A 20,312-nucleotide genomic window follows, 5' to 3' on the forward strand; every position below is an offset into this window, starting at 1 on the left:
TTAACGCCGTTAAATAAGCTGCATCATATGGCGAGTTTGTTTGGGGAGTGGACGTTGAGGGACTCGAACCCCCGACACTCTCGGTGTAAACGAGATGCTCTGCCAACTGAGCTAAACGTCCGTACACCCCTGCATTATACGATTGCCCGTTAACGCCGTCAAGTTGGATCAGGATGCATCACAAGGATGGCTCAAATCGCTATGCCCACCAAATCAATCGCCCTGATCGCCCACGACGGCAAAAAAGACGAGATGGAGGCGTTTGCTAAGACGCACCGCGACCAACTTGCCCGCTACACACTGGTTGCCACCGCCACAACCGGCGCACGGATCGAGGCGATAACGGGGCTGACCATCCAAAAGATGCTCTCGGGACCGCGAGGCGGCGATGCGCAAATCGCGGCGATGGTGGCAGAGGGCAAGATTGAAGCGGTCTTTTTTTTCATTGATCCGCTTGCCGCCCAACCGCACGACCCCGACATTCAAGGCTTGCTGCGCATTTGCAACGTCCATGACGTGCCATTGGCGACGAACCCGGCGACAGCAGCCTTTATCATTGGCACGAAGGCACTCTAACAGGCACTCAATAAATCACCATGACAGCAAATACCGAAAAATTGATTCACTCCATGCTCGATCTGTCGGGCAAGACAGCGCTGATCACGGGCGCAAGCCGAGGGATCGGCGCGGCGACAGCGGAACTTTTGGGGGCGGCGGGCGCCAACCTGATCCTGTGCAGCCGGAACATCGACGTGAAAAGCACGACAGCGCGGTACGAGGATCGTTATGGGCGGAAGCCCATCGTGGCGCAGGCGGATGTGGGCGATGCGGCGGCGTTCTGGCACATTTTGGAGAGCGCCCGTGATCGCTTTGGGGGCATTGATATTCTCGTCAACAACGCGGCGATGAATGCCACCGGGGATTTGCTGGAAACGGAGGAAGAGGCATGGCTGAACGTCCTGAAGGTGAACCTGATCGGGATTAGCCGCCTGTGCAACCTGATTGTCCCCGATATGATGGCGAAAAAATGGGGACGGATCATCAACATTTCCTCGAATTTGGGGCAGTTTGCCCTGAAGGGGAAAGGGGTGTACTCAGCGGCGAAGGCGGGGCTAATCCAACTGACGCGGAACATGGCGCTGGAATGGGCGTCTTACGGCATTTTGGTGAACGACATTGCGGCGGGGGCGATCAACACAGACATGAGCGCCGCCTCAGAAGGATCGTTCGTCCGCGATTACAGTCAGATCGCCCGCTCTATCCTCGTGGGGCGGTTGGGCGATCCAACGGAGATTGCACAGGTGGTTCTGTTTTTGGCGTCGCCCATGTCCACCTATATCACCGGACAGTCGATTGTCGTTGATGGTGGGGCGAGCATCTGGTTTGCCCATTAAGGGCAGTGTCCGCTGCAACTTCAACGACGAATAGGACTTACCTAGTTGAACGTGTTTACCCCGTATTGATCGAAAGAGCTAGCTTGAGGGGGAAGCCCCCTCGAAAAATGGATTTCCCCTTCTCCCAGTGGGAGCAGGTACGCACCGAAGGCAGGTCGCGGGGGGGATGAGGGCAAGTGCGTAACGCCTAAGGGGATGCCCGTGAGCGCTTTGCAGCGCAGCGGTCGGTTTCAAGCCGTTGGACGCACCACCGCTCATGCCACTTTATTGACCTGGTTACCGAGGAGGGGGGATCATCGGCGCGGACGCTCTGTAGGGCGTCCCTACAGGGGTGCGGGGAGGCTAATCGTTCTTGGTGGGCAGCCAAACTTTCGTCCGATTCTTGACGGCAGGCGGGTTCTCCACTACAATGCGCGGACGCGGTAGGGAAACCCTAAAATCATGTTTGAAAGCCTCAGCAACAAACTTCAGACCATTTTTGACCGTCTGGCACAGCGCGGCGTCCTCACTGAAGGGGATGTCGATACAGCGCTGCGCGAGGTGCGTTTGGCGCTGCTGGAAGCGGACGTTAGCCTTGCTGTGGCAAAGGATTTTATCCGCCGCGTGAAGGAACGCGCTGTTGGGGCAGAGGTGCTGAAAGCGCTGAAACCCGGACAGATGGTGATCAAGATCGTTCATGAAGAACTTCTAGCGACTCTTGGCGAACCGGGCAAACTGAACCTGAATGGACCGTCCCCCCGCGTGATCATGCTCGTGGGGCTTCAGGGATCGGGCAAGACGACCACCGCCGCGAAACTTGCTGTCCGTATTCGCAAAGACGGACGCCGCCCCTACTTGATTGCCGCTGATACCTATCGTCCTGCCGCTGTTGACCAATTGAAAACATTGGGCAAGCAGTTGGATGTCCCTGTCTATGAGGAAGGGACGCGGGCAACCCCGCCGGAGATTGCCGAACGAGGGCTGAAGGCGGCGCGGGAGGCAGGCGCGGGCGTCGTGATCATTGACACCGCCGGACGGTTGCAAATTGATGACCGTCTCATGGACGAACTGGCGCAGATCAAGGCGCGGACGCAGCCGGCTGAAATTCTGCTGGTGGCAGACGCCATGACCGGGCAAGAAGCGGTGAAAATTGCCGAGGGCTTTCATGGGCGCATCGGCGTGACAGGGCTGATCTTGACGAAACTGGATGGCGACGCACGCGGTGGGGCGGCAATCTCCATGCGGGCGGCGACGGGCGTCCCGATCAAGTTCATGGGCGTTGGCGAGAAGACTGACGCGCTGGAAGTTTTTCACCCGGATCGCCTTGCGGATCGCATCTTGGGCATGGGCGATGTCATGTCGCTGATCGAAAAGGCGCAAGAGGCGTTCGATGAAAAAGAGGCGGAACGGCTAGGGCGAAAATTCCTTCGGGCAGAATTCAACCTCGAAGATTTTCTCCAGCAGATGCGGCAGGTGAAAAAGATGGGTCCGATCAGTTCGCTGTTGGGGATGATCCCTGGCATGGGGCGGCTGAGGGATCAAATCAATAACGAGGAAGCCGATCTCACCTTTCGCAAAATCGAAGCGCTTATCTGCTCCATGACGATAGAGGAGCGGCGTAACCCAAAACTTTTAGATGCGAAGCGCAAGAAACGCATCGCACGGGGGGCGGGCTATGTGAACACGGCGAAAAAGCCGGAGCGCGAGTTAGAGGGCATCCAAGAAATCAACGCGCTGTTAAAGCAGTTCAAAGAAATGCAGCGCATGATGAAAATGATCAAGGGCGGCAACATGGATATGCGCCGCCTGCTAGGGGGTGGTGGGCGAAATTAACCCGCTGCCGCTGCCTTTTCCAGACATACATAGGAGACTTGACCTTGGTTCGTATTCGTTTGCGTCGTATTGGGCTGAAAAAACAGCCAAGCTACCGGATCGTCGTGGCGGAAAAAGAAAGCCCCCGCAATGGCGCGTATATTGAAGTGATTGGCTTCTATAACCCCCGTACCGAACCCTCAACGGTGAATTTTGAGGAAGATCGGGCGTTGTATTGGCTGAGCAATGGCGCACAGCCGAGCGAAGCCGTTGAGCGGCTGCTGAAGAACAACGGCACACTGGCACGGTTAGAGCGCTTGCGGAAGGGTGAGGCGATGGCAACCCTTGTTGAGGAAGCCGCCGCCGAAGCCGCCAAGCGTCCGCCCGTCGTTGCCAAGACGCGCAAGCCCGCCCCGGCAGTTGCCGCCAAGCCAAAGGTCTTGAAAGCCTAACCCCGACGGCTATTGTGTGGGGTTGGAACTGTCGCCCCGGCGCAAAAGCGCCGGGCTGAGATCAGCCCGTTTCTCTGCACCCCGTAGAGGCGGACCTCCACATGGTCGCCCGCCCATTCAATCGCCTGCCCCTATGCCGTTGTCATTTTCAACGTCCGCGCCAAATCCTCCGCGATAGGGTCATGAAGGATGTTATAGAGCCGCTGTGCCTCACGCAAAAAGCGTGTATGCCCTTCGTTATTGCCCTGTTTTGCTGCCACGCCCGCCCGTACTAGCAGCGCATCTGCCTGCCCTTTTCGGTAGGCGAGTTTTCCGGCAAGCTGCTGCCCCTCAGCGGCGAGTTTTTCCGCTTCCTCAAGGTTGCCCATCTGAAGATGAACATCGGCAAGACGTGCCAGAGTGCGGGTCATCGTTTCTCTATCGCTGTACTTGCGGCTGATCGCCAACCCTTCGGTCAAGACGCTCAGGGCTTCCTGAGCATTGCCCCGCGCCAAGAGGGTTCGCCCTAAGTTAGAGCGGAACAAGCCCCCCCATTTGGAGTCACTCTCAATCATCGTCAGCGCCTGACGGTGGAGCGCTTCTGCCTTGTCATAGTGGCGCATCTCGTGGTGTGCCAACCCGAGGTTGTTTAATTGGACGGCAACGTAATTTGCATCGCCCACCTCCCGCGAGATCATGAGGGCTTCTTCGAGAAGGTTTGCCCCTTCCAGCGCGTTGCCAGTCATGATGTAGTGCCACCCGAAATTCCCCAACCGGAGGCTTTCCGCCTTGCGGTTCGTCGTTTGACGGGCAAGTTCAATCGATTCCTTGTAAAAGGATCGCGCCGTTTCCACCTCACCAAGGTCGGTATACAAATTTGCGACGTTGGAGAGGACAACGCCGCGCGTCGCCGCATCTTTCACATGGCTAAGCATGACCGTCGCCCGCTCAAAATCTTTCATAGCGGCGTTGATGCCAGAAATTGCCCGGCGCATCGTGCCAATATCGCATAGCAGGCGTGTCGCTTGGGTGTGATCTCCGACGCTCTCAAAGAGTGTCAGCGCTTCTGACCAATATTCGAGGGCTTTTTCGGGCATTTCTGCCCCCTGCACAATCATCCCAATGCGGCGGAGGGTGTGCGCCCGCCCAAGGGGGTCGTCGCTGCCAGAGACGGTCAGCGCTTTTTGGAGGTGCGCCATTGCCGCCTCGTTATTGCCGCGCTCGGATTCCAAACTTCCCAATTGGATCAGCGCCCGTGCCTGCTCCACGCGATCCCCATCGGAAAGAAGGGACAAGACATTGTTGAATTCTTGGATGGCATCTTCGCTACGCCCCATCAGTTGGTGAATCCCACCGAGGGTCATGAGGATGCTTGCTTCCGCCGCTTTGTTACCCGCCGCCCGCGCAAGGGTTAGCCCCCGCTCTGCGGTTTGGGTGGCTTTTTCGGCTTGGTTCAGGCGGTAGAGCGCATCAGCGCGGTGTTGCAAACTGCGCAGCAAATCCCATTCTTCAGGAGGGTTTACCAAGCGCGTGGAAAGCTGTTCCGCCATGTCGTACATGGTCAAGGCATCTTCAAGGCGGTTCTCTTTGTAGAGTTGATCTGCCATGACCACCCCCCATAGAAGTTCCAATTCGGACTGCCCATGCTGCCCGGCAAGCTGTGTCGCTTGGGCAAGGAACTTTTTTCCCTGATCGCTTTCCCCCACCTGAAGATGCGCCTGCCCCATCCGTCCGATGAGGTATGAGGCGCTCTGTGGGGTGCTAATCGCCTGTGGGACGGCATCGCGCAGCAGCCGAAGGGCATAGGTTGGGTTACCCTCTTTGAGGTGAACATCAGCAAGGTTGCCCAAAGCCAAACCAATCACGTGCGAGTCATTGCCCTTGCGGGCGAATTCAAGGGCATCATTCAGCAGTTTGTGTGCCTGGGGAAGGTCGCCGCGACGAAGGGCGAATGCCCCCTGATTCAAGAGCGCCCGCGCCATGAGCGAGGGATCGTTAGAACGCTCGGCAAGCGCCTTCGCCTCGGCAAAGGCTTCTTCCGCCTGTTCATAGGCTTTGCGGGCGGTGTGCAGCGCCCCAATTTGCCCTAGAAAGGCGCTTTGGGCAAAGGGTTTGTCGTAGCGGCGGGCAAGCGTTAGCCCCTCATGATAGAGTTCAAGTGCCTTGTCAAAATGCTGTTGACGGCGGGCGTCATCCCCGTGATGGAGGTGGCGCTGGAGTTCAGCGTCTTGAGGGGAGAGCCGTGTCCCCCCATTAAAAAGGCGATTGATCGCTTGAACAATCGGCTGAAAGGGATTTTGTGGCGTCATACGAAAGCTATTTATACCGTATAGTTCTGACGATTTGGGACGTGTGTATAAACATATCTCCCTGAATCATATCAGATTTCGGCGTCGGTTACTCCCGAATGGTCAAGAGGTAGGCAACCAAATCGTTGACCTGTTCCTCAGTAAGCACTGCCGCATAGTCCTGATACATCAGGCTTTGCTCGCCTAAGCCATAGGGAGCGCGTCCTTCCACATTGGGGACGAGATGATCGTTTGGGGCAAGGATTGATAGCCGCAAATATTGGGTAGGGGTTTGGCTGGCAACCCGCGTTCGGGCGCGAATGGCAATTGCCGGTTCGCCCTTCCATGCGATCATTGCCGGACCAACTTTCACGAGGGCTTCTTCCTCGGATACCGACTCAATGATATGGCACGACAAACAGGTAGGGATCAACTCATCGCCGTTGATGTGGTTGATGAACAGCGCCTTGCCCGCTTCGGCATTGGCGGCGCGGGTTGGTTGGGCGGTGGGCGCCTCTGTTGGGGGGGCGAGGGTTGGGGAGGCGGCAATGAGCGTCATCGTGGGTGTTAGGGTGGGGCGCTGGCGAACGACGGTTGGCGTCGGTGTCGCTTGGAGGGCAGCCGCCGTTGGGGTCGCTGGACTTTGCCCCTCGGCAGTGGGGACGATCACGGGCAGCCGGGTGGGGCGCACCGGCGTAGAGGGAAATTCTGGGGCGGTTTTTGCCGCCGTTCCACAAGCGCTTAGAACAATGGCAGCAAAGGCTATGGACGCAGCACGAAAGGCGCGTTTCAACATAACAGAAACCCTTTCTCGGATTGGTTAGGTAGCGTTATTTGATAATTCACAAGCTTACCCTTTATTATCCCGATTTGTGAAAGGTTTCGCAATATATATGCCGCGCTCACCCCTCCCAACGGGCGAGGATGATCATCCCCGGCGTCAGCAGCAACCTCCCCCCCGTCAGGCGGGCAAGGATGCCTGTCAGCCCATAGGCAAGGGCGGCGATCCCCTCGCTGCGTTTGCCCGTTCCTGCCTCAGGAAGGATGCTGAGGATGCGATAACCCGCCCGCTCAAAAAGGCGGCGCACTCCGCGCCGCGAATAACTGATCGTCGCATCGCCGAGGAGCGCCATTGGATCACGCCGCCGCAGCCACCGCGCCAAGCGGGCATAGGGAAGGCGGTTGGTCACCCGTGCGGCGACGATCCCACCGGGCTTCAGCCGTTCGGTTAGGGCAGCCAGAACGGGGTGCGGTTGGGCAAGGTAATAGAGCGAATCGATCATTGTCACCGCATCCGCCCCATTCAACTCAGGGGGCATATCTGCCAAGTGGGAGTAAACCTCCAGTCCGCGTTCGCGGCAGGCGGCAACGAGGGCGGCGTTGATCTCAATACCAATACTGCACACGCCGAATTCCGAGGTGATCTCCAGCAAATGCCCATAAGCAGAGCCAAAATCAATGAGCGTAAGGGGTGTTGAGTGCTTATCCAGATGGTGCATCACAAGGCGCAGCAGGTAGCGGAAAAACGTCACGCGCCCCCCGCGGAATCGATCCTCGTTGACGGGGTTTGTGTAACTGGCTGCCTCAAAGTGGCGGGTGAGGGTGTCCTCCTCAATTTGACGGACGAACACCCGACAGGCAGCGCAATAGTGTATAGGCGTCCGAAAGTTTTCTGAACGCCCCACATTGAAGGGCGCATCACCCGCTGGTTGGAGGGGGCTTTGGCATAGAGGGCAAGGAGGCATGAGAGGCATTAGCCACCAAACCCTTTTAGAATCGCGCTAATCCCTTCTTCTGCCGCGGCGATTTGCCCGTTCAATGCCTCGATCTCAGTTTCAAGCGCATCGAGTTTGTCCTGAGCGCCTTCCAAGCCCTTTAGGATACGCCCGCGCAGGGATGCCTCATCACCTTCTGCCTTCAACACCTCTAAATTAGCACGGAACTGCTCTTGTTGTTTGTAGCGCTCATCGCGGGTTTTCATCCGTTTTTGAATCTCTTTTTGCGCCGCTTCGATCTCCCCCTTCAGGGCAATCAGCCGACCCAGTTCGCCGCTGGTCGCTTCATTGAGCCACTGCTTTTCGATAATCTGCTTCAGATTCGCCGCCTCTAGGTTGCGGATGGCGACGCTGTGCTGGCGCAAGAATCGCTCTTTGCGGGTGAACTCCGTCGCCCCGCCTGCCGGAACGCGCACCTGCCAACGGCGTTCTTGTGCCGTCGTCACGGTGGGAACAGGAGTTTCAAAAAGTTCCCATCCGGCGCGGATGGGCGCTTCAACGGTGATCGTGCGTGCTTTGGGGGTTGTGTTCTCAATCACATAGATCACGCGCTCCGTCTGGTATTGCTGAAAGATAATCAGCAGCCCTTCAAGGATTACCCCCTCCGTCACCATGTCGGGCGTAGAGCGCTCGGTGATGCTGATCCCTAGTTCAACTGCATAGGGCAAGTAAACCTCGCCATCGGCTTTGGCAAAGGAGACAACTGCCTCGCCCTGATAATCGCCATCAACGATCACAGTGATCGGACCGCGTTCGAGGGTTAAGCCGCTGGTGTTTTTGAAGCGCAGCGAGGCGACGGGGTGGCGGGCTGCTTTTTCCCCGTTGTAAAGCAGTTCGCGCTCGAAACGCAGCGTTGTGCCGAGGATGGGGACGAGAGCGGATTCCCCGCGCTTGACGCTGACGGGGACATTTACCACATACTGAAAAAATTCTCCGGCGTCTTTGCCGGTGGCGGCGGCGGGCGCGGCTTTTGCCGCGCTTGCCATATCAATGGCTTCAAACTGGCGCTTCGCCTTTCCCCCACCGCTGAAAAAGCTGGCTGCCATAGGCGGACTCAATCGCGCCTCAACAAGGTCATCATCGTCCTGATAAGGTTCGTTAAATGCCGTCATCTCGTTGGCGAGAAATTCAACAGGCTGCGGGGCAACCCGCGCCTCGTCGCGGATGGTGGGGCGTTCGGGAATTTCTGAGGAATACAGATCGTAGACGAAGGAAATTGGCTGTCCGGCGACAAGCGTCACCTGCACATCCTCCAAATCTTCCTCAAAACGGTTGTCAAACAAGCCCCACCCTTGCAAAAGCGCCTTGCCCCCTTCGCTGTTTGGCGTTGTTTCGCCTACAAAGCGGTAGCTCACGCGCCAGACCGGACTGGGGGCAACGTAGCGCACAACGAGATCGTGCGCCCCTTCCGAAAGGGCAACATGGACAACTCGCCGCGAATCTTCATGCTGCTGTGTGTCGAGAAAATAGGCGAGATCATGAAGACTCACCTCATTCAAGGGATGGATCGAGCGCAGATCGGCAGTGTAGAGAACATGAACAGCATCCGTTTCGCCTTGCACTAAAATCCGCGCCGTCCCTTTCGTCTCGCGCATGATCTCGGCGTGATTGTCCATCCCGATCAAGCGCCCTCGCACGCGTTCCACCGTGCCGGACTCGCCCACAGCCTGAATGTCAACCAGAGTCCCCCGTAGGGCATTGATCAGATCCCCTAGCGCCTGATCCTCCCCCAACTGCATCGAGGTGTTCGCCATGCGCGTCTGGTAATCCATTGGCGTTTGGTAGTGAATTCCGCGCACCTCCCCGCTGGCATTGTCAATCACCGTCAGGCTTTTCAGGATGTCGTTGATCTCATCCTGACGGAAGGTGAGGGTAAGTGAATTCCCTGTGAGCGCTCCGGCGCGGATGAAAAAGCCCACACCGTGCTTGTAGAGTACCATCTCCCGAACGGGAAGATTGGGCATGAGGAATATATCCTTTCGCGTCTATTCTACGCAGTGCGCCCGCCACTAAAGCAGCGGGCTGAGATCAGACGCCCCTGCGGGGCTTGGAAAATGCCATTGTCGCGCTCTTGTGGGGGCAACCCCCTGTCGTCGCCCGCCGATGTCGCGTGTCGAATAGGTTGTTAGTATAGCGTAGGACACGTCGCCCGATTCGTTTACAGGATTTCGTATGCTATTTTTTACTTTTTTAGAATTACACCCATCTAGTGGGTATGTTTCCGCCGCAACTCCCTTACAGACACTCCGCATAGCTACGTATTGTGTTAGTGTGCAGGGTGTTCTCGTTGATCTTTTGGGAGGAAAAGACCTATGTCGAAGATTTCCCGTCGTACCATGTTGAAGCAGAGCGCTATGGCACCTTGCCTTTATGCGCGGCATTGGCGGGCAATCTCCGGCGAACAATGTGGCGCTTATGGAAGCGATCTACTACAAGTCTCCGACGCTGTGCCAACCCTGACACCCTTCCTCAGCGGCGAGGCAGAAGGCTTTGACAAGGCGAAGGTGTCCTTCCCCGGCGATGAGGCGGTGGCGAAGGTTGTGGGAACATCGCCCTTGAAGGAAGGTGTCCTGCCCGCTGTGGCGTCGGATGTCTTTAAGAAGATGTAGGTGAGGTAGGTGTATAGCCGGGGATGCGCTGTAGCGCGTCCCTCCTGAAGTTTGGGTGTGTCTTGGGGAATCTTCCCAACCCTCTGGGATTGTTTTCCGCCTCTGCTCCCTCTAAAATCTCCCGTATGAACCTCGCCTATGACTCACAGGGATTGATTCCCGCCATTGTTCAAGATGCGGCGACGGGCGCCGTCCTCATGGTGGCGTGGATGAACGCCGAATCGCTGCGCTTGACTCAAGAGAAAGGCGAAGCGGTTTTTTGGAGTCGCAGCCGGGGGGAACTCTGGCACAAGGGGGCGACCTCTGGCAATGTGATGCGGGTGAAACTGATCCGCGTCGATTGCGATGGGGATACCCTGCTGTTGATCGTTGATCCGGCGGGTCCTGCTTGTCACACCGGGGAGCGTTCTTGTTTTTACCGATCTTTGGCGGAATTCCAAGCCGCCAGCGAGGGAGACTGAGTACACCAGTGGCGGATACCATCGAACGCCTTTTCCAAACGATCAAAGACCGACAGGCTGCCCCTAAAGCGGGGTCGTATACGAATCAACTGTTCAGCGCCGGACTGGATGAGATCACCAAAAAAGTGGGTGAGGAGGCGGTAGAAGTGGTGATCGCTGCGCACAGCCAGGGGCGCGAACGGCTGATCAGCGAGCTTGCCGATCTGACCTACCATGCCCTTGTGCTGCTGGCACAGGTGGGCTTAACTCCCGACGATATACGGGCTGAACTGGCACGGCGGCACGGAAATTAAACGATGACCTTTCACCCTGATCTCGATGCCCTTTTTTCGCGGATTTACGAACAAAACGACCTTGATGGGCTGGATCGTCCCCTAGCCGTTGATCCCCTTCGCCAGCCAGCGAGGGGGGCGCGTCCGAACAGCGTTGCCATTGGCGGCGGCGCGTTTGGCGATGAAGGCAAGGGGCGCATTGTCGATGTTCTGTGTTCGCGTTTTGCCGCAGCAGGACAAACCCCCATCCTCGTTTACCGTTGGAACGGCGGGGCAAACGCTGGACATACAGTGGTTGTTGGCAGGCAGAAGATCGCCCTTCATCAGTTGCCTTCCGGGGCGCTTCATCCGGGCGCGGTAGGTTTGTTGGGCAAAGGGATGGTGATCCACCCCGCCGATCTCGTGGCGGAATTAGAGTCCCTCCGCGATCACCCCCCACAGATCAAAATTGATGAGATGGCGGTTTTGGCGCTGGACACCCACCGCGCCTATGAGGTGGCGCTCAAGACGACGGAACAGGGCGGGCAGGGGGCAACAGGACGGGGCATATCGCCCGCCTATGCTGATGTGTTGTACCGCCACGCCATGCGTATGCGTGATCTCGCCAGTGAGGACTGGGAGGTACGCTTAGGGCATCATTATGATCTCTATGCAGCACTTTTGGGGGGGCTGGATCACGAACTGGCAACGGTCAATGTGCCGGCGCTCCACCGCGCTCCACTTCCTGTCGGAGCGCGGGCGGAGTTCCTCGCCCGTTTAGCCCCCTATCGGGCGCAGCTTCTGCCCTATATTGATGCGTATGGGGGTGACGATGCCCTTGATGTGGCAGCGTGGTGGAGGGGTGATGCGCCGGTGATCTTTGAAGGGGCGCAGGCGGTGGGTCTTGATTCCCGTTTTGGCGTCTACCCAGACATCACCGCCAGCGATCCAACCTTTGGGGGAATCACGGGGAGTACGGAAGGAATCGTATTGCCACACGAGATCGCCGTGCGGGCAGCGGTGATCAAGGCAACCTATACCTCGAGTGTGGGAACGCGCCGCTTGCCCACGATGATGGAGGCGGGCTTGGCGGGGCGCATCCGTGACGACGCCCATGAATATGGGGCAACCACCCGCCGCCCCCGCGATATTGCCCATATCGATTTGCCCTGCTTGCGCTTTTTCATGCGTGTTGGCGGGGCAAGCCACCTAATTCTCACTCATTTGGACATCGCCTATCCAGAGCTACCGATTAAAGTCTGCACCCACTACCTTGATAAACAGGGAAGGCGTGTTGGCTACCGTCCCGATCAGTCCTACCTTGATGGGGTGACGCCCATCTACCGCGAACTACCCTCATGGGCGGGAAGTGCCGTTGCGGGCGTAAAGCGCCTTGATGGGCTGCCTAAAGCCGCCATGCAGTATATTGCCTTCCTGTGCGGGGCGTTAGCCGTCCAACCGCTTATGGTGACGACGGGGGCGGAGCGGGACGCCCTGATCACATGGTTCTAGGGTAGAGGTTTGAAATGAGGGAACGCCACCCCATGTATCCTATGGGTGAGCCTTTCTTGGGGTACAATCGTTTCTGAGATTATCCAGCAGTGGAGGCGAGGCGATGCACAGGCAAATCCTACGGCGGACAATGTACATAATGGTGTGGTTTGCCGTTATCTTAGCGATGGCAAGCCCTGTCGGCGTGCCAGCAAAGGCGCAAGACGGACGGCACTTGATCTATGCCGATAACTTCGATCACAATCTGGCGCGGTGGACGGTGGTCACCGGCGATTACACCCAGTTAAAGGTAGGGGATGGTGTCCTGCGCCTGACGATCACCGATGCAAATCAGGCGGGGTGGGTTGTTCCCAATGTAACTGTCCCCCGCAATGTCGTTGTTGAAGTAGAGCTAAACCCCGTCGGTGTGCCGGATGATGGGGCGTGGAATGCTGCTATCCTGCTGCGGGCAAGCTCGCAGAACATCAGCAGCACGCTCTATCACTTTGGGATCAATGGCACGGGGACATGGGAATTTCGCCGCCGAACCAAAGGCTTGGAATCCTATACAGACCGCGTGCGCAGTGGGAAGTTGAGCAGCTTCAACGCGAAGTCCGTTCAAGCCCTCTCGGTGAGCGCTCAGGGGGATAGCTTCACCTTCACCGTGAATGGGGAGGTGGTCGGCACGTTTGAAGATACGTCCTTAGGGACGGATTTCAGCACTGAAACCTACATCGGTCTCATGGCGGGGACGTTCCAAAGCGCCAACCGCAGCATGGTTGAATACAGCAATTTGCGCGTTTACGAGACGGTTTCAGAAACCGTTGTGGGCAATGCCTTGCTCCGTGAAACCTTTCCAGAGGCGAATCCCAACAAGTGGATCGTGGGGAAGAATTCGGATAGCAGTGCTGAAATTATTGCCAACACGCTTGTTTTTGGCGTGAATAAGCCCAATTTCATGCGTTGGAGCTACCCGACGGGCATTGTTTTGCCGGGCGATGTGGATGTGGAGGTTTCGACGGCAGCGACCACCGCCACCTCAACGCAATGGAGCTATGGGCTTGGTGTGCGCGGCTACAAAAATGGCAGCGAGCTGTATTATTACCTCTTTGAGGTGCGCGGCACAGGCAGATTCACCTTTACCTTCCAAGAGCGTGCCACCGTCCAAGAGACGCTCATCGGGGCGACGGCGCTCCCCAATTGGAATCAAGCAGGAGAGGCGAAACTGCGCATTGTGGCAAAGGGGAACACCTTCCAACTGTACTACAACAATCAGCTGGTGGGCACGGCGCAGCATAGCCAGTTAAGCACGCAGACGGAATTTTTCCCCGTCTTGGTCTTTAGCTCGTTCAACAGCACCGACCCAGAAAAAGGCTACTTCCAGAACCTAACCGTTCATGAGGCGCAGTAAACCCGCCTATGCAGCATACCATTGTGGTGGCAACGGCGCTGACGGAAACTGCCCTCGATGCCCTGGACAAGGCAAAAAATATTGAGGCACAGATCGTTGCCCCCGAACGAAATCGTGTTTTGCGGGCGCTTCCAACGGCAGATGCGCTGATCACCCGCGACGAGATGATCATTGACGCCGAAGTGATCGACGCTGGAAAACGCTTGAAGGTGATTGGGCGGGCGGGTGTTGGCTTGACCGGAATCGACGTGGAGGCGGCGACGGCGCGGGGGGTGATCGTGATGAATACCCCCGGCGCAAACGCCATCTCCACCGCCGAATACACCTTTGCCCTCATGTTGGCGCTTTGCCGACAGGTTATCCCCGCCCATCAGGAAGTTGCCCGCAGCGTCTGGGCGCGGCAGGCGCATCTCGGCAGCGAACTGTATGGAAAAACGTTGGGGCTGGTTGGCTTAGGGCGTGTGGGGAAACACGTGGCGGCGCGGGCGGTGGCGTTTGGGATGAACGTCCTCGCCTTCGACCCCTACATTGCCGAGGCGCAAATCACCGACCCGCGCCTGAAACTCGTTGGGCTGGATGAAGTCCTCTCCCGCAGCGATTGGATTTCGCTTCACTGCGCCGTCACCCCAGAGACCTATCACCTTCTAAATGAAGAAACGCTGCGCATGGTCAAGTCCGGGGCGCGGATCATCAACGCCGCGCATGGCAGCATCCTTGACGAGAAGGCATTGGCGGCGGCGCTCAAGAGTGGGCATGTGGCGGGGGCGGCGGTGGATGTCTTTGCCCATGAGCCGCCGACTGATTCCCCCCTCATCGGCTTGCCCCATGTCATTCACACTCCCCATATGGGGGATTCCACCGTCGAGGCACAGCACGATCTCAGTATGCAGATCGTCCGCCAAGTGATCGATGCCCTAAACGGCACGGATTACCGAAACGCGGTGAACATGCCCTTCATCCCCGGACGGGATTTTGAGGGCGTTGCCCCCTATCTGATTTTGGCAGAGCGCATCGGGACACTTCACCATCACCTTGCCAAAGGGCGCATCCGGCGCGTGGCGGTGGAATACAAAGGGGATGAGATTGAGGGGCTGGTGAAGCCGCTCACCGTCGCCTTGCTAAAGGGCTTGCTCTCCCCTGTCTTAGGCGACGCTGTAAATTACATCAATGCCCCCCTTGTGGCGATGGAACGCGGGATTCATGTCACCCAAACAAAGGGCTTGGATGTGATGGATTACACGAATCTGGTGAGTTGTCAAACGCATTGGGAAGGGAGCGGGCAGCAGGTGATCAGTGGGGCGCTGTTCAACCGCCGTGAGCCACACATCGTCCAGATCAACAGCTACCGTTCCGATTTTATCCCCTCTGGGGTGCTGCTCATTTTCGGGGGGTATGACCGCCCAGGCGTGATTGGGCGGATTGGCACGCATGTTGCCGAATTGGGCATTAATATTGCCGATTGGCGCACGGGGCGTGCCGAAAAGGGCGGGCAAACACTGACCGTCTTGACTCTTGATCAACCTTTTAGCGAAGCGCAGTTGGACGATTTTCGCAAACTGGATGGTGTCCGCCACGCCCATCAGATGATCTTATAGGCTCACCTCAGTATCTAGCCATAAATTAACTGGTTAACCATAGGGGCAAGCCCTCACCCCCTATCCCCCTCTCCCGCTGCGTGGGAGAGGGGGATAACGTCTTTTTCGGGAGGGGCGCTGCCCCTCCCTCACCCCTCTCTGCCGAATTTATGGATAGGCGCTTAGTAACTATTGGCGCAAATTCGCCTTAGGGCTGTATACCTCGCCCCTGTAGGACGTCCGCACCGATCCCCGCCCACCGCGAAAGCGGCGGGCTAAAGATAACCACCCCTACGGGGCTTAGAAGACAAAAGACGCGGTACGGCTGGCGCATACCACGCGCCCCCACCGATGACCTTACTTCCCCACCCGCACTCCAGCGCGGCGCTCTAAGACACTTAGCACAGCGGAATTATCGAGTTCCCCTTCGCCCGCCTCAATCATCGCCTGAAAAAGGTCTTGGGTTACGGCGCTCAGCGGCAGCGGGACATCGTAAGCGGCTGCCGTCTCGCCAATAATCCGCAAATCTTTCAACTGCATCCGTGCCTTAAAGCCCGGCTCACGGTTGCCCTCTTGCAAGCGCTGCGGCTTGACATCCAGCGTCCAACACTGCGCCGCGCCACCTTTGATCGCCTCCACCACGCGGAAGGGATCGACGCCCGCTTTTTCGGCAAGAACGAGCAGTTCACCCATTGCCACCATCTGGGCGGCAACCATAATCTGGTTACAGGCTTTGGCAATCTGCCCCGCCCCCGCCCCGCCGACCAATGTCCAGCTTTTGCCCATCGCCTCAAAGAGCGGAATCGTTTGCTGAAACGCCCCCTCTGTGCCGCCCACCATAAAGACGAGCGTCCCATTCACCGCCCCAAGCTGACCGCCGCTCACGGGCGCATCAAGGGCATCAACGCCGCGTGCTGCCAACGCCGCCGCAATGTGTCGCGCTGTTTCCGGCTTGATCGTGCTGTTATCCATGACGATCATCCCCGGACGTGCCGCCGTGATGATTCCCCCTTCGCCCAACACAACGGCTTCCACGTCGGGCGAATCGGGCAAATTTGTGCAGACAATATCCACCTGCGCGGCAAGCTCGGCGGGGGAATGGGCTTCGGCTGCCCCCGCTGCCACAAGCTCGTTCACAATGGCTCGGCTGCGGTTGTGAACAACTACCTCAAAGCCCGCTTTTAAGAGATTGCGCACCATTGGCGCACCCATCAACCCCAAACCAATATAACCCACACGCATCATAACCACCCCCCTTTATGTAGTTAGTATCTATCCGTAAATTATAGGTAACGTTTAGGGCAAACCCTCACCCCCTGCGACCCGCCTTCGGCGTGTATCCGCTCCCACTGGGAGAAGGGGGAATCCATTTTTTGAGGGGGCTTCCCCTCAAACTTCCCCTTTCGATGAATACGAGGTGAACAAATCCAACTGCGTAAGGTGAGTTATTTACCTATTCGCCGCGTGCTAGTTGCCGCGCAAATGCCTGATGTGCCTCAATGATGGGTGGCAGATCAAGCGTCGTGAGGACGCCCTTTGCCACGATCACCCGCCCGTGAATCAGGCTGTAGCTAACCTGTGTTGGGGCGCAAAAAACAAGCGCTGCCAGCGGATCGTGAAGCGCCCCCGTATAGCCGATCTGGTTGAGGTCAAAGGCGACGACATCCGCCGCCATGCCGGGGGCAAGCTGCCCAATCTTCGTATAGCCAAGCGCTGCCGCCCCACCCCGCGTGGCAATTCGCAGGGCGTTCCGTGCGCTCAGCGCGGCTGGATCACCCGGGGTCTCTTTGACCCGCGCCACAAGCATCGCCAGCCGTGCCTCGTTGATCAGGTGGGCGGCGTCGTTCGAGGCAGAGCCATCCACCCCCAAGCCGACGCGCACGCCCGCCTTAAGCATCGCCCGAATCGGCGCGATCCCCGACGCCAAGCGAAGGTTGCTCCCCGGACAGTGGGCAACACCCGTCCCCGTCTGTCCAAAGAGAGCAATCCCCTCCGTAGAGAGGCATACACAATGAGCGTGCCACACATCCTCCCCCACCCACCCCAACGATTCGGCATAGTGGGCAGGGTCTTTCCCGAACCGTTCAAGACTATAGGCAACATCGCCCACCGTCTCGGCAAGGTGGGTGTGCAGGCGGACGCCATAGCTCCGCGCCAGCACTGCTGCCTCGCGCATCAAGCCTTCGCTGACGGTGAACGGCGAACAAGGGGCGACGGCGATCTTCAGCATGGCAAAGGGATCGGCATCGTGGTAGGTCTCGATCAGCCGTTGTGTTTCGCGCAGAATGGCTGGCTCAGCTTCGACAACGCGATCCGGTGGTAGCCCGCCTTGACTCTCGCCAACGCTCATGCTGCCGCGTGTGGGGTGAAAGCGGATACCAATCTGCTGCGCCGCTTGAATCGCATCATCCAAGCGGACACCGTTGGGGTAAATGTAAAGGTGATCGGTTGTTGTGGTGCAGCCAGAAAGGATCAATTCCGCCATTGCCACCAGCGCCGAGGTGGTGATCATGGGGGGAGTGAGCCGCGCCCACATGGGGTAGAGCGTCCGTAGCCAATCAAACAGTTCGGCGTTTTGGGCAGTGACTCGCGTCAGGCTTTGGTACATGTGGTGGTGGGTGTTCACCAATCCGGGCAAGACAACATGATCACGAAGATCAATGACCTGATCGGCATCATGGGCAAGCGGGATCAAGTCGGCTGTTGTTCCCACCGCCTCAATGAGGTGATCGCGGAGGATGAGCGCCCCATCAGGGATTTCCCGTTCGGCATCGTCAAAAGTGGCGAGGAGGAGGGCGTTTTTTAGGAAAAGTTTGGGCATGATAAATAGTGCTGAGTCTTTGTGTAGGGGCGCATGGAGATGCGCCCGTCTGTGATAGGTAGAGTGATCGGTGGCTTAGCTGTGGCTACGGAATTACCGGTATCGCGCCGCGCCCTATGGTTTTGACTAAATCGGCACGCATCCAGCCCTGAATGGCTTTCGTCTCATAGGCGTGGACGAAATACCACGTCGATGCTTTGTTGCGCCCGATGATCACATAAAGCTGCCCTAGTTCGGCAAGAAGGACGCTCTGGGCGTCTTCCATTGGGGCGCTGCGCAGATTCACGCGGTAGTTGTTGATCCGCGCAAAGGGTGGGAAGGCTGTTCCCGTATCAGGGAGTTTCAGATAGGGTCCGTAAAGGCGAATGTTCTTGAAATTTGTCCACCCATACACCGTCTCCGCCCCTTTTGGTAGGCGCACTTCATACCACCCGCGCTGCCTATCCACGCCGATCACATCCATCACTTCGCCATCGGTGGCAGTGTAGACGAGCGGGTATGCCTTATCTGGACCCAAGCGGATGTACGCTGTCGCCTCTAGAAAAAAGGCGAGAATCGGGGCATCGTTTTCGGTGTTTGACAGGTCGCGGGCATCCCCGCTGAGCGTGACAAAGCGGGTATTGATCCAACCGACGCCATAGGCGGTGCGCACTTGCAACCAGGTTGCCCGCAGATCACGCCCCACCGCGTTGACCGTCTCCCCTTTTGTCAACACGCCAAGAATTGTCCCAATGGCGTAGGGTCCCCGCCGGATATGCAGTTCGGGGACGTTCACCGTTGCCCTGACGCTCACCGGACCAACCGCTGCCGCTGGTGAGGGAAAAGCCGCCACGCCGAGGGCAACAAGAAAGGCAAAAACACTTAAGAGAATCACTTTACGAGACATGGCGATTTCCTTCCCACCCTGTGGGCATCGTCCATTCTAGAGGCACAGCCTCGATCATAGATCGGGATTGAAGGAGGCGCAACCGCCCGCCCCTTTTGCTTGAGCGAGCGATCCCGAGAGGACAGGTTGGTCTAGGCGGGGAGATCAGTGGGCTGCACGGCGATGACAACCACCGTTGCATTGTCTTCCGCCCCGCGTGCATTGACAAGAGTGATCAACTCACGGCTTGCTTCGTCGGGGTCAGGCGTTTGCAAGACGATCTCGGCAATTTCTTCGGGTGAGATATGGCGGGTTAGCCCATCCGAACAGAGGACGAGGCGATCTCCGGGGCGAATCGTGCGGGCATAGAGATCAATATCAACATCCAAACCCTGCCCCAACGCCCGATACAAAACATGTCCCATCGGGTGATGTTTCGCTTGGGCGCGGGTGATGTGTCCTGAGGCAACCAGCGCTTCGACAAAGGAGTGATCGACGGTTACTTGGGCAATCGTCCCGTCGATATGAGCAACAAGGTAGGCGCGGCTGTCCCCCACATGGGCAAGAAGGACGCGGTTTCCCCGCACAAGGGCAACCGTTGAGGTTGTCCCCATCCCTTTTTTGGCGGTGTCTTTTTGCGCCTCAAAGACAGAGCGATTCGCCAACAAAATGGCATCGCGCAGCTTCGTGTGTAGTTCATCTTCGGGAAGCGCCTGAAGATCAACGGCGCTGTTTTCCTCCCCATCGGACTCCTGATGAAAGAAGGTGCGCACGGCATCAACGGTCAGTTGGCTGGCAACCTCTCCCGCCGCCGCCCCGCCCATCCCATCCGCCACCAAGCCAATAACCACGCCATTGTAGGCAAAAACCCCTACGTTGTCCTCGTTGTTCGTGCGCACTTGCCCCACCGTTGTGTGAGCGCCCGCCCGCGCCATGATCCCAAAATCGTCATCGGGGATGATCAACGGTGCGCCACATGCTTCACAGACATGCGCATCGGCACTGTTTAAGGTATTGCAGCGCAAACAGATCAAGGGTTCGCCGGTTGTGGGATGTCGCTGCACTGTGTTCTTGCCTCTGCTTGCGGATGAATCAATATAGGCTTTTGAGCGTGTTTACACAATGCTTTAGATTGTACAGAAATAGCCGT

18 protein-coding genes and 1 tRNA gene are annotated in these 20,312 nt (G+C 57.7%); 10 read left to right on the plus strand and 9 right to left on the minus strand.

The window, feature by feature from the left end; genetic code table 11:
- Positions 1–48: 48 nt before the first annotated feature.
- Positions 49–121, minus strand: a tRNA-Val gene (locus HS103_10945).
- An 80-nt stretch (positions 122–201) separates the two neighbouring features.
- On the opposite strand from HS103_10945, the gene HS103_10950 reads away from it, so the two are divergent.
- The 4 genes from HS103_10950 (at position 202) to rpsP (ending at position 3,637) form a co-directional block, all read left to right on the plus strand.
- Positions 202–576, plus strand: coding sequence for a methylglyoxal synthase (locus HS103_10950; protein ID MBE7513312.1), 375 nt, complete (start codon positions 202–204; stop codon positions 574–576).
- 20 nt (positions 577–596) lie between these two features.
- Positions 597–1,394 (plus strand): SDR family oxidoreductase, encoded by a 798-nt coding sequence (locus HS103_10955; GenBank protein ID MBE7513313.1) that lies wholly within the window; start codon positions 597–599, stop codon positions 1,392–1,394.
- A gap of 441 nt (positions 1,395–1,835) precedes the next feature.
- Entirely contained in the window at positions 1,836–3,206 is a 1,371-nt protein-coding gene (gene ffh, locus HS103_10960; protein ID MBE7513314.1) for a signal recognition particle protein, read from the plus strand.
- Between the two features lie 44 nt (positions 3,207–3,250).
- Entirely contained in the window at positions 3,251–3,637 is a 387-nt protein-coding gene (gene rpsP / locus HS103_10965; protein ID MBE7513315.1) for a 30S ribosomal protein S16, read from the plus strand.
- Between the two features lie 131 nt (positions 3,638–3,768).
- Here the strand turns inward: rpsP and HS103_10970 are convergent, their stop codons facing one another.
- The 4 genes from HS103_10970 to HS103_10985 all read right to left on the minus strand — a co-directional run bounded on the left by HS103_10970 (position 3,769) and on the right by HS103_10985 (position 9,643).
- Entirely contained in the window at positions 3,769–5,925 is a 2,157-nt protein-coding gene (locus tag HS103_10970) for a tetratricopeptide repeat protein (protein MBE7513316.1), read from the minus strand.
- Between the two features lie 88 nt (positions 5,926–6,013).
- Positions 6,014–6,700: a hypothetical protein gene (locus tag HS103_10975; protein ID MBE7513317.1), complete on the minus strand. Its 687-nt coding sequence runs from the start codon at positions 6,698–6,700 to the stop codon at positions 6,014–6,016.
- Between the two features lie 106 nt (positions 6,701–6,806).
- Positions 6,807–7,658, minus strand: a complete 852-nt coding sequence (locus HS103_10980; GenBank protein ID MBE7513318.1) for a methyltransferase domain-containing protein — start codon at positions 7,656–7,658, stop codon at positions 6,807–6,809.
- Entirely contained in the window at positions 7,658–9,643 is a 1,986-nt protein-coding gene (locus tag HS103_10985; protein ID MBE7513319.1) for a hypothetical protein, read from the minus strand. The genes HS103_10980 and HS103_10985 overlap by 1 nt, the downstream gene beginning before the upstream one ends.
- A 348-nt stretch (positions 9,644–9,991) precedes the next feature.
- Here HS103_10985 and HS103_10990 point away from each other — a divergent pair, with 348 nt between their 5' ends.
- From HS103_10990 to HS103_11015, 6 genes are all read left to right on the plus strand, one after another.
- Entirely contained in the window at positions 9,992–10,288 is a 297-nt protein-coding gene (locus HS103_10990) for a hypothetical protein (GenBank protein MBE7513320.1), read from the plus strand.
- A gap of 125 nt (positions 10,289–10,413) precedes the next feature.
- Positions 10,414–10,749, plus strand: coding sequence for a phosphoribosyl-AMP cyclohydrolase (hisI, locus tag HS103_10995; GenBank protein ID MBE7513321.1), 336 nt, complete (start codon positions 10,414–10,416; stop codon positions 10,747–10,749).
- A gap of 8 nt (positions 10,750–10,757) precedes the next feature.
- Positions 10,758–11,042, plus strand: coding sequence for a phosphoribosyl-ATP diphosphatase (hisE, locus tag HS103_11000; protein ID MBE7513322.1), 285 nt, complete (start codon positions 10,758–10,760; stop codon positions 11,040–11,042).
- Between the two features lie 3 nt (positions 11,043–11,045).
- On the plus strand, positions 11,046–12,512 hold the full coding sequence (locus HS103_11005) for an adenylosuccinate synthetase (GenBank protein ID MBE7513323.1): 1,467 nt from the start codon (positions 11,046–11,048) through the stop codon (positions 12,510–12,512).
- Positions 12,513–12,615: 103 nt separating this feature from the next.
- On the plus strand, positions 12,616–13,902 hold the full coding sequence (locus tag HS103_11010) for a hypothetical protein (GenBank protein MBE7513324.1): 1,287 nt from the start codon (positions 12,616–12,618) through the stop codon (positions 13,900–13,902).
- A gap of 8 nt (positions 13,903–13,910) precedes the next feature.
- Entirely contained in the window at positions 13,911–15,497 is a 1,587-nt protein-coding gene (locus tag HS103_11015) for a phosphoglycerate dehydrogenase (protein ID MBE7513325.1), read from the plus strand.
- A gap of 336 nt (positions 15,498–15,833) precedes the next feature.
- On the opposite strand, the gene HS103_11020 is transcribed toward HS103_11015, so the two are convergent.
- The 4 genes from HS103_11020 to HS103_11035 form a co-directional block, all read right to left on the minus strand.
- Entirely contained in the window at positions 15,834–16,718 is an 885-nt protein-coding gene (locus HS103_11020) for an NAD-binding protein (GenBank protein ID MBE7513326.1), read from the minus strand.
- 211 nt (positions 16,719–16,929) lie between these two features.
- On the minus strand, positions 16,930–18,297 hold the full coding sequence (locus HS103_11025) for an 8-oxoguanine deaminase (GenBank protein MBE7513327.1): 1,368 nt from the start codon (positions 18,295–18,297) through the stop codon (positions 16,930–16,932).
- Between the two features lie 85 nt (positions 18,298–18,382).
- Entirely contained in the window at positions 18,383–19,183 is an 801-nt protein-coding gene (locus HS103_11030) for a hypothetical protein (GenBank protein MBE7513328.1), read from the minus strand.
- Positions 19,184–19,314: 131 nt separating this feature from the next.
- The gene (locus HS103_11035; protein ID MBE7513329.1) at positions 19,315–20,226 is read right to left on the minus strand and encodes a Stp1/IreP family PP2C-type Ser/Thr phosphatase; all 912 of its coding nucleotides are present in this window, start codon (positions 20,224–20,226) and stop codon (positions 19,315–19,317) included.
- Between the last annotated feature and the right edge of the window lie 86 nt (positions 20,227–20,312).

It is taken from the genome of Anaerolineales bacterium (assembly GCA_015075625.1).
Taxonomy (GTDB): Bacteria; Chloroflexota; Anaerolineae; order Aggregatilineales; family UBA2796; genus UBA2796.

What these genes read in the sequence shown, in the direction of transcription:
- HS103_10950 (MBE7513312.1), top strand. Translation starts at nt 202, where the DNA reads ATGCCCACCAAATCAATCGCCCTGATCGCCCACGACGGCAAAAAAGAC.
- HS103_11005 (MBE7513323.1), top strand. Translation starts at nt 11,046, where the DNA reads ATGACCTTTCACCCTGATCTCGATGCCCTTTTTTCGCGGATTTACGAA.
- HS103_11010 (MBE7513324.1), top strand. Translation starts at nt 12,616, where the DNA reads ATGCACAGGCAAATCCTACGGCGGACAATGTACATAATGGTGTGGTTT.
- HS103_11030 (MBE7513328.1), bottom strand. Translation starts at nt 19,183, where the DNA reads ATGTCTCGTAAAGTGATTCTCTTAAGTGTTTTTGCCTTTCTTGTTGCC.
- HS103_10955 (MBE7513313.1), top strand. Translation starts at nt 597, where the DNA reads ATGACAGCAAATACCGAAAAATTGATTCACTCCATGCTCGATCTGTCG.
- HS103_10975 (MBE7513317.1), bottom strand. Translation starts at nt 6,700, where the DNA reads ATGTTGAAACGCGCCTTTCGTGCTGCGTCCATAGCCTTTGCTGCCATT.
- ffh (MBE7513314.1), top strand. Translation starts at nt 1,836, where the DNA reads ATGTTTGAAAGCCTCAGCAACAAACTTCAGACCATTTTTGACCGTCTG.
- HS103_11015 (MBE7513325.1), top strand. Translation starts at nt 13,911, where the DNA reads ATGCAGCATACCATTGTGGTGGCAACGGCGCTGACGGAAACTGCCCTC.
- HS103_10985 (MBE7513319.1), bottom strand. Translation starts at nt 9,643, where the DNA reads ATGCCCAATCTTCCCGTTCGGGAGATGGTACTCTACAAGCACGGTGTG.
- hisI (MBE7513321.1), top strand. Translation starts at nt 10,414, where the DNA reads ATGAACCTCGCCTATGACTCACAGGGATTGATTCCCGCCATTGTTCAA.
- HS103_10990 (MBE7513320.1), top strand. Translation starts at nt 9,992, where the DNA reads ATGTCGAAGATTTCCCGTCGTACCATGTTGAAGCAGAGCGCTATGGCA.
- HS103_10970 (MBE7513316.1), bottom strand. Translation starts at nt 5,925, where the DNA reads ATGACGCCACAAAATCCCTTTCAGCCGATTGTTCAAGCGATCAATCGC.
- HS103_11025 (MBE7513327.1), bottom strand. Translation starts at nt 18,297, where the DNA reads ATGCCCAAACTTTTCCTAAAAAACGCCCTCCTCCTCGCCACTTTTGAC.
- HS103_10980 (MBE7513318.1), bottom strand. Translation starts at nt 7,658, where the DNA reads ATGCCTCTCATGCCTCCTTGCCCTCTATGCCAAAGCCCCCTCCAACCA.
- HS103_11020 (MBE7513326.1), bottom strand. Translation starts at nt 16,718, where the DNA reads ATGCGTGTGGGTTATATTGGTTTGGGGTTGATGGGTGCGCCAATGGTG.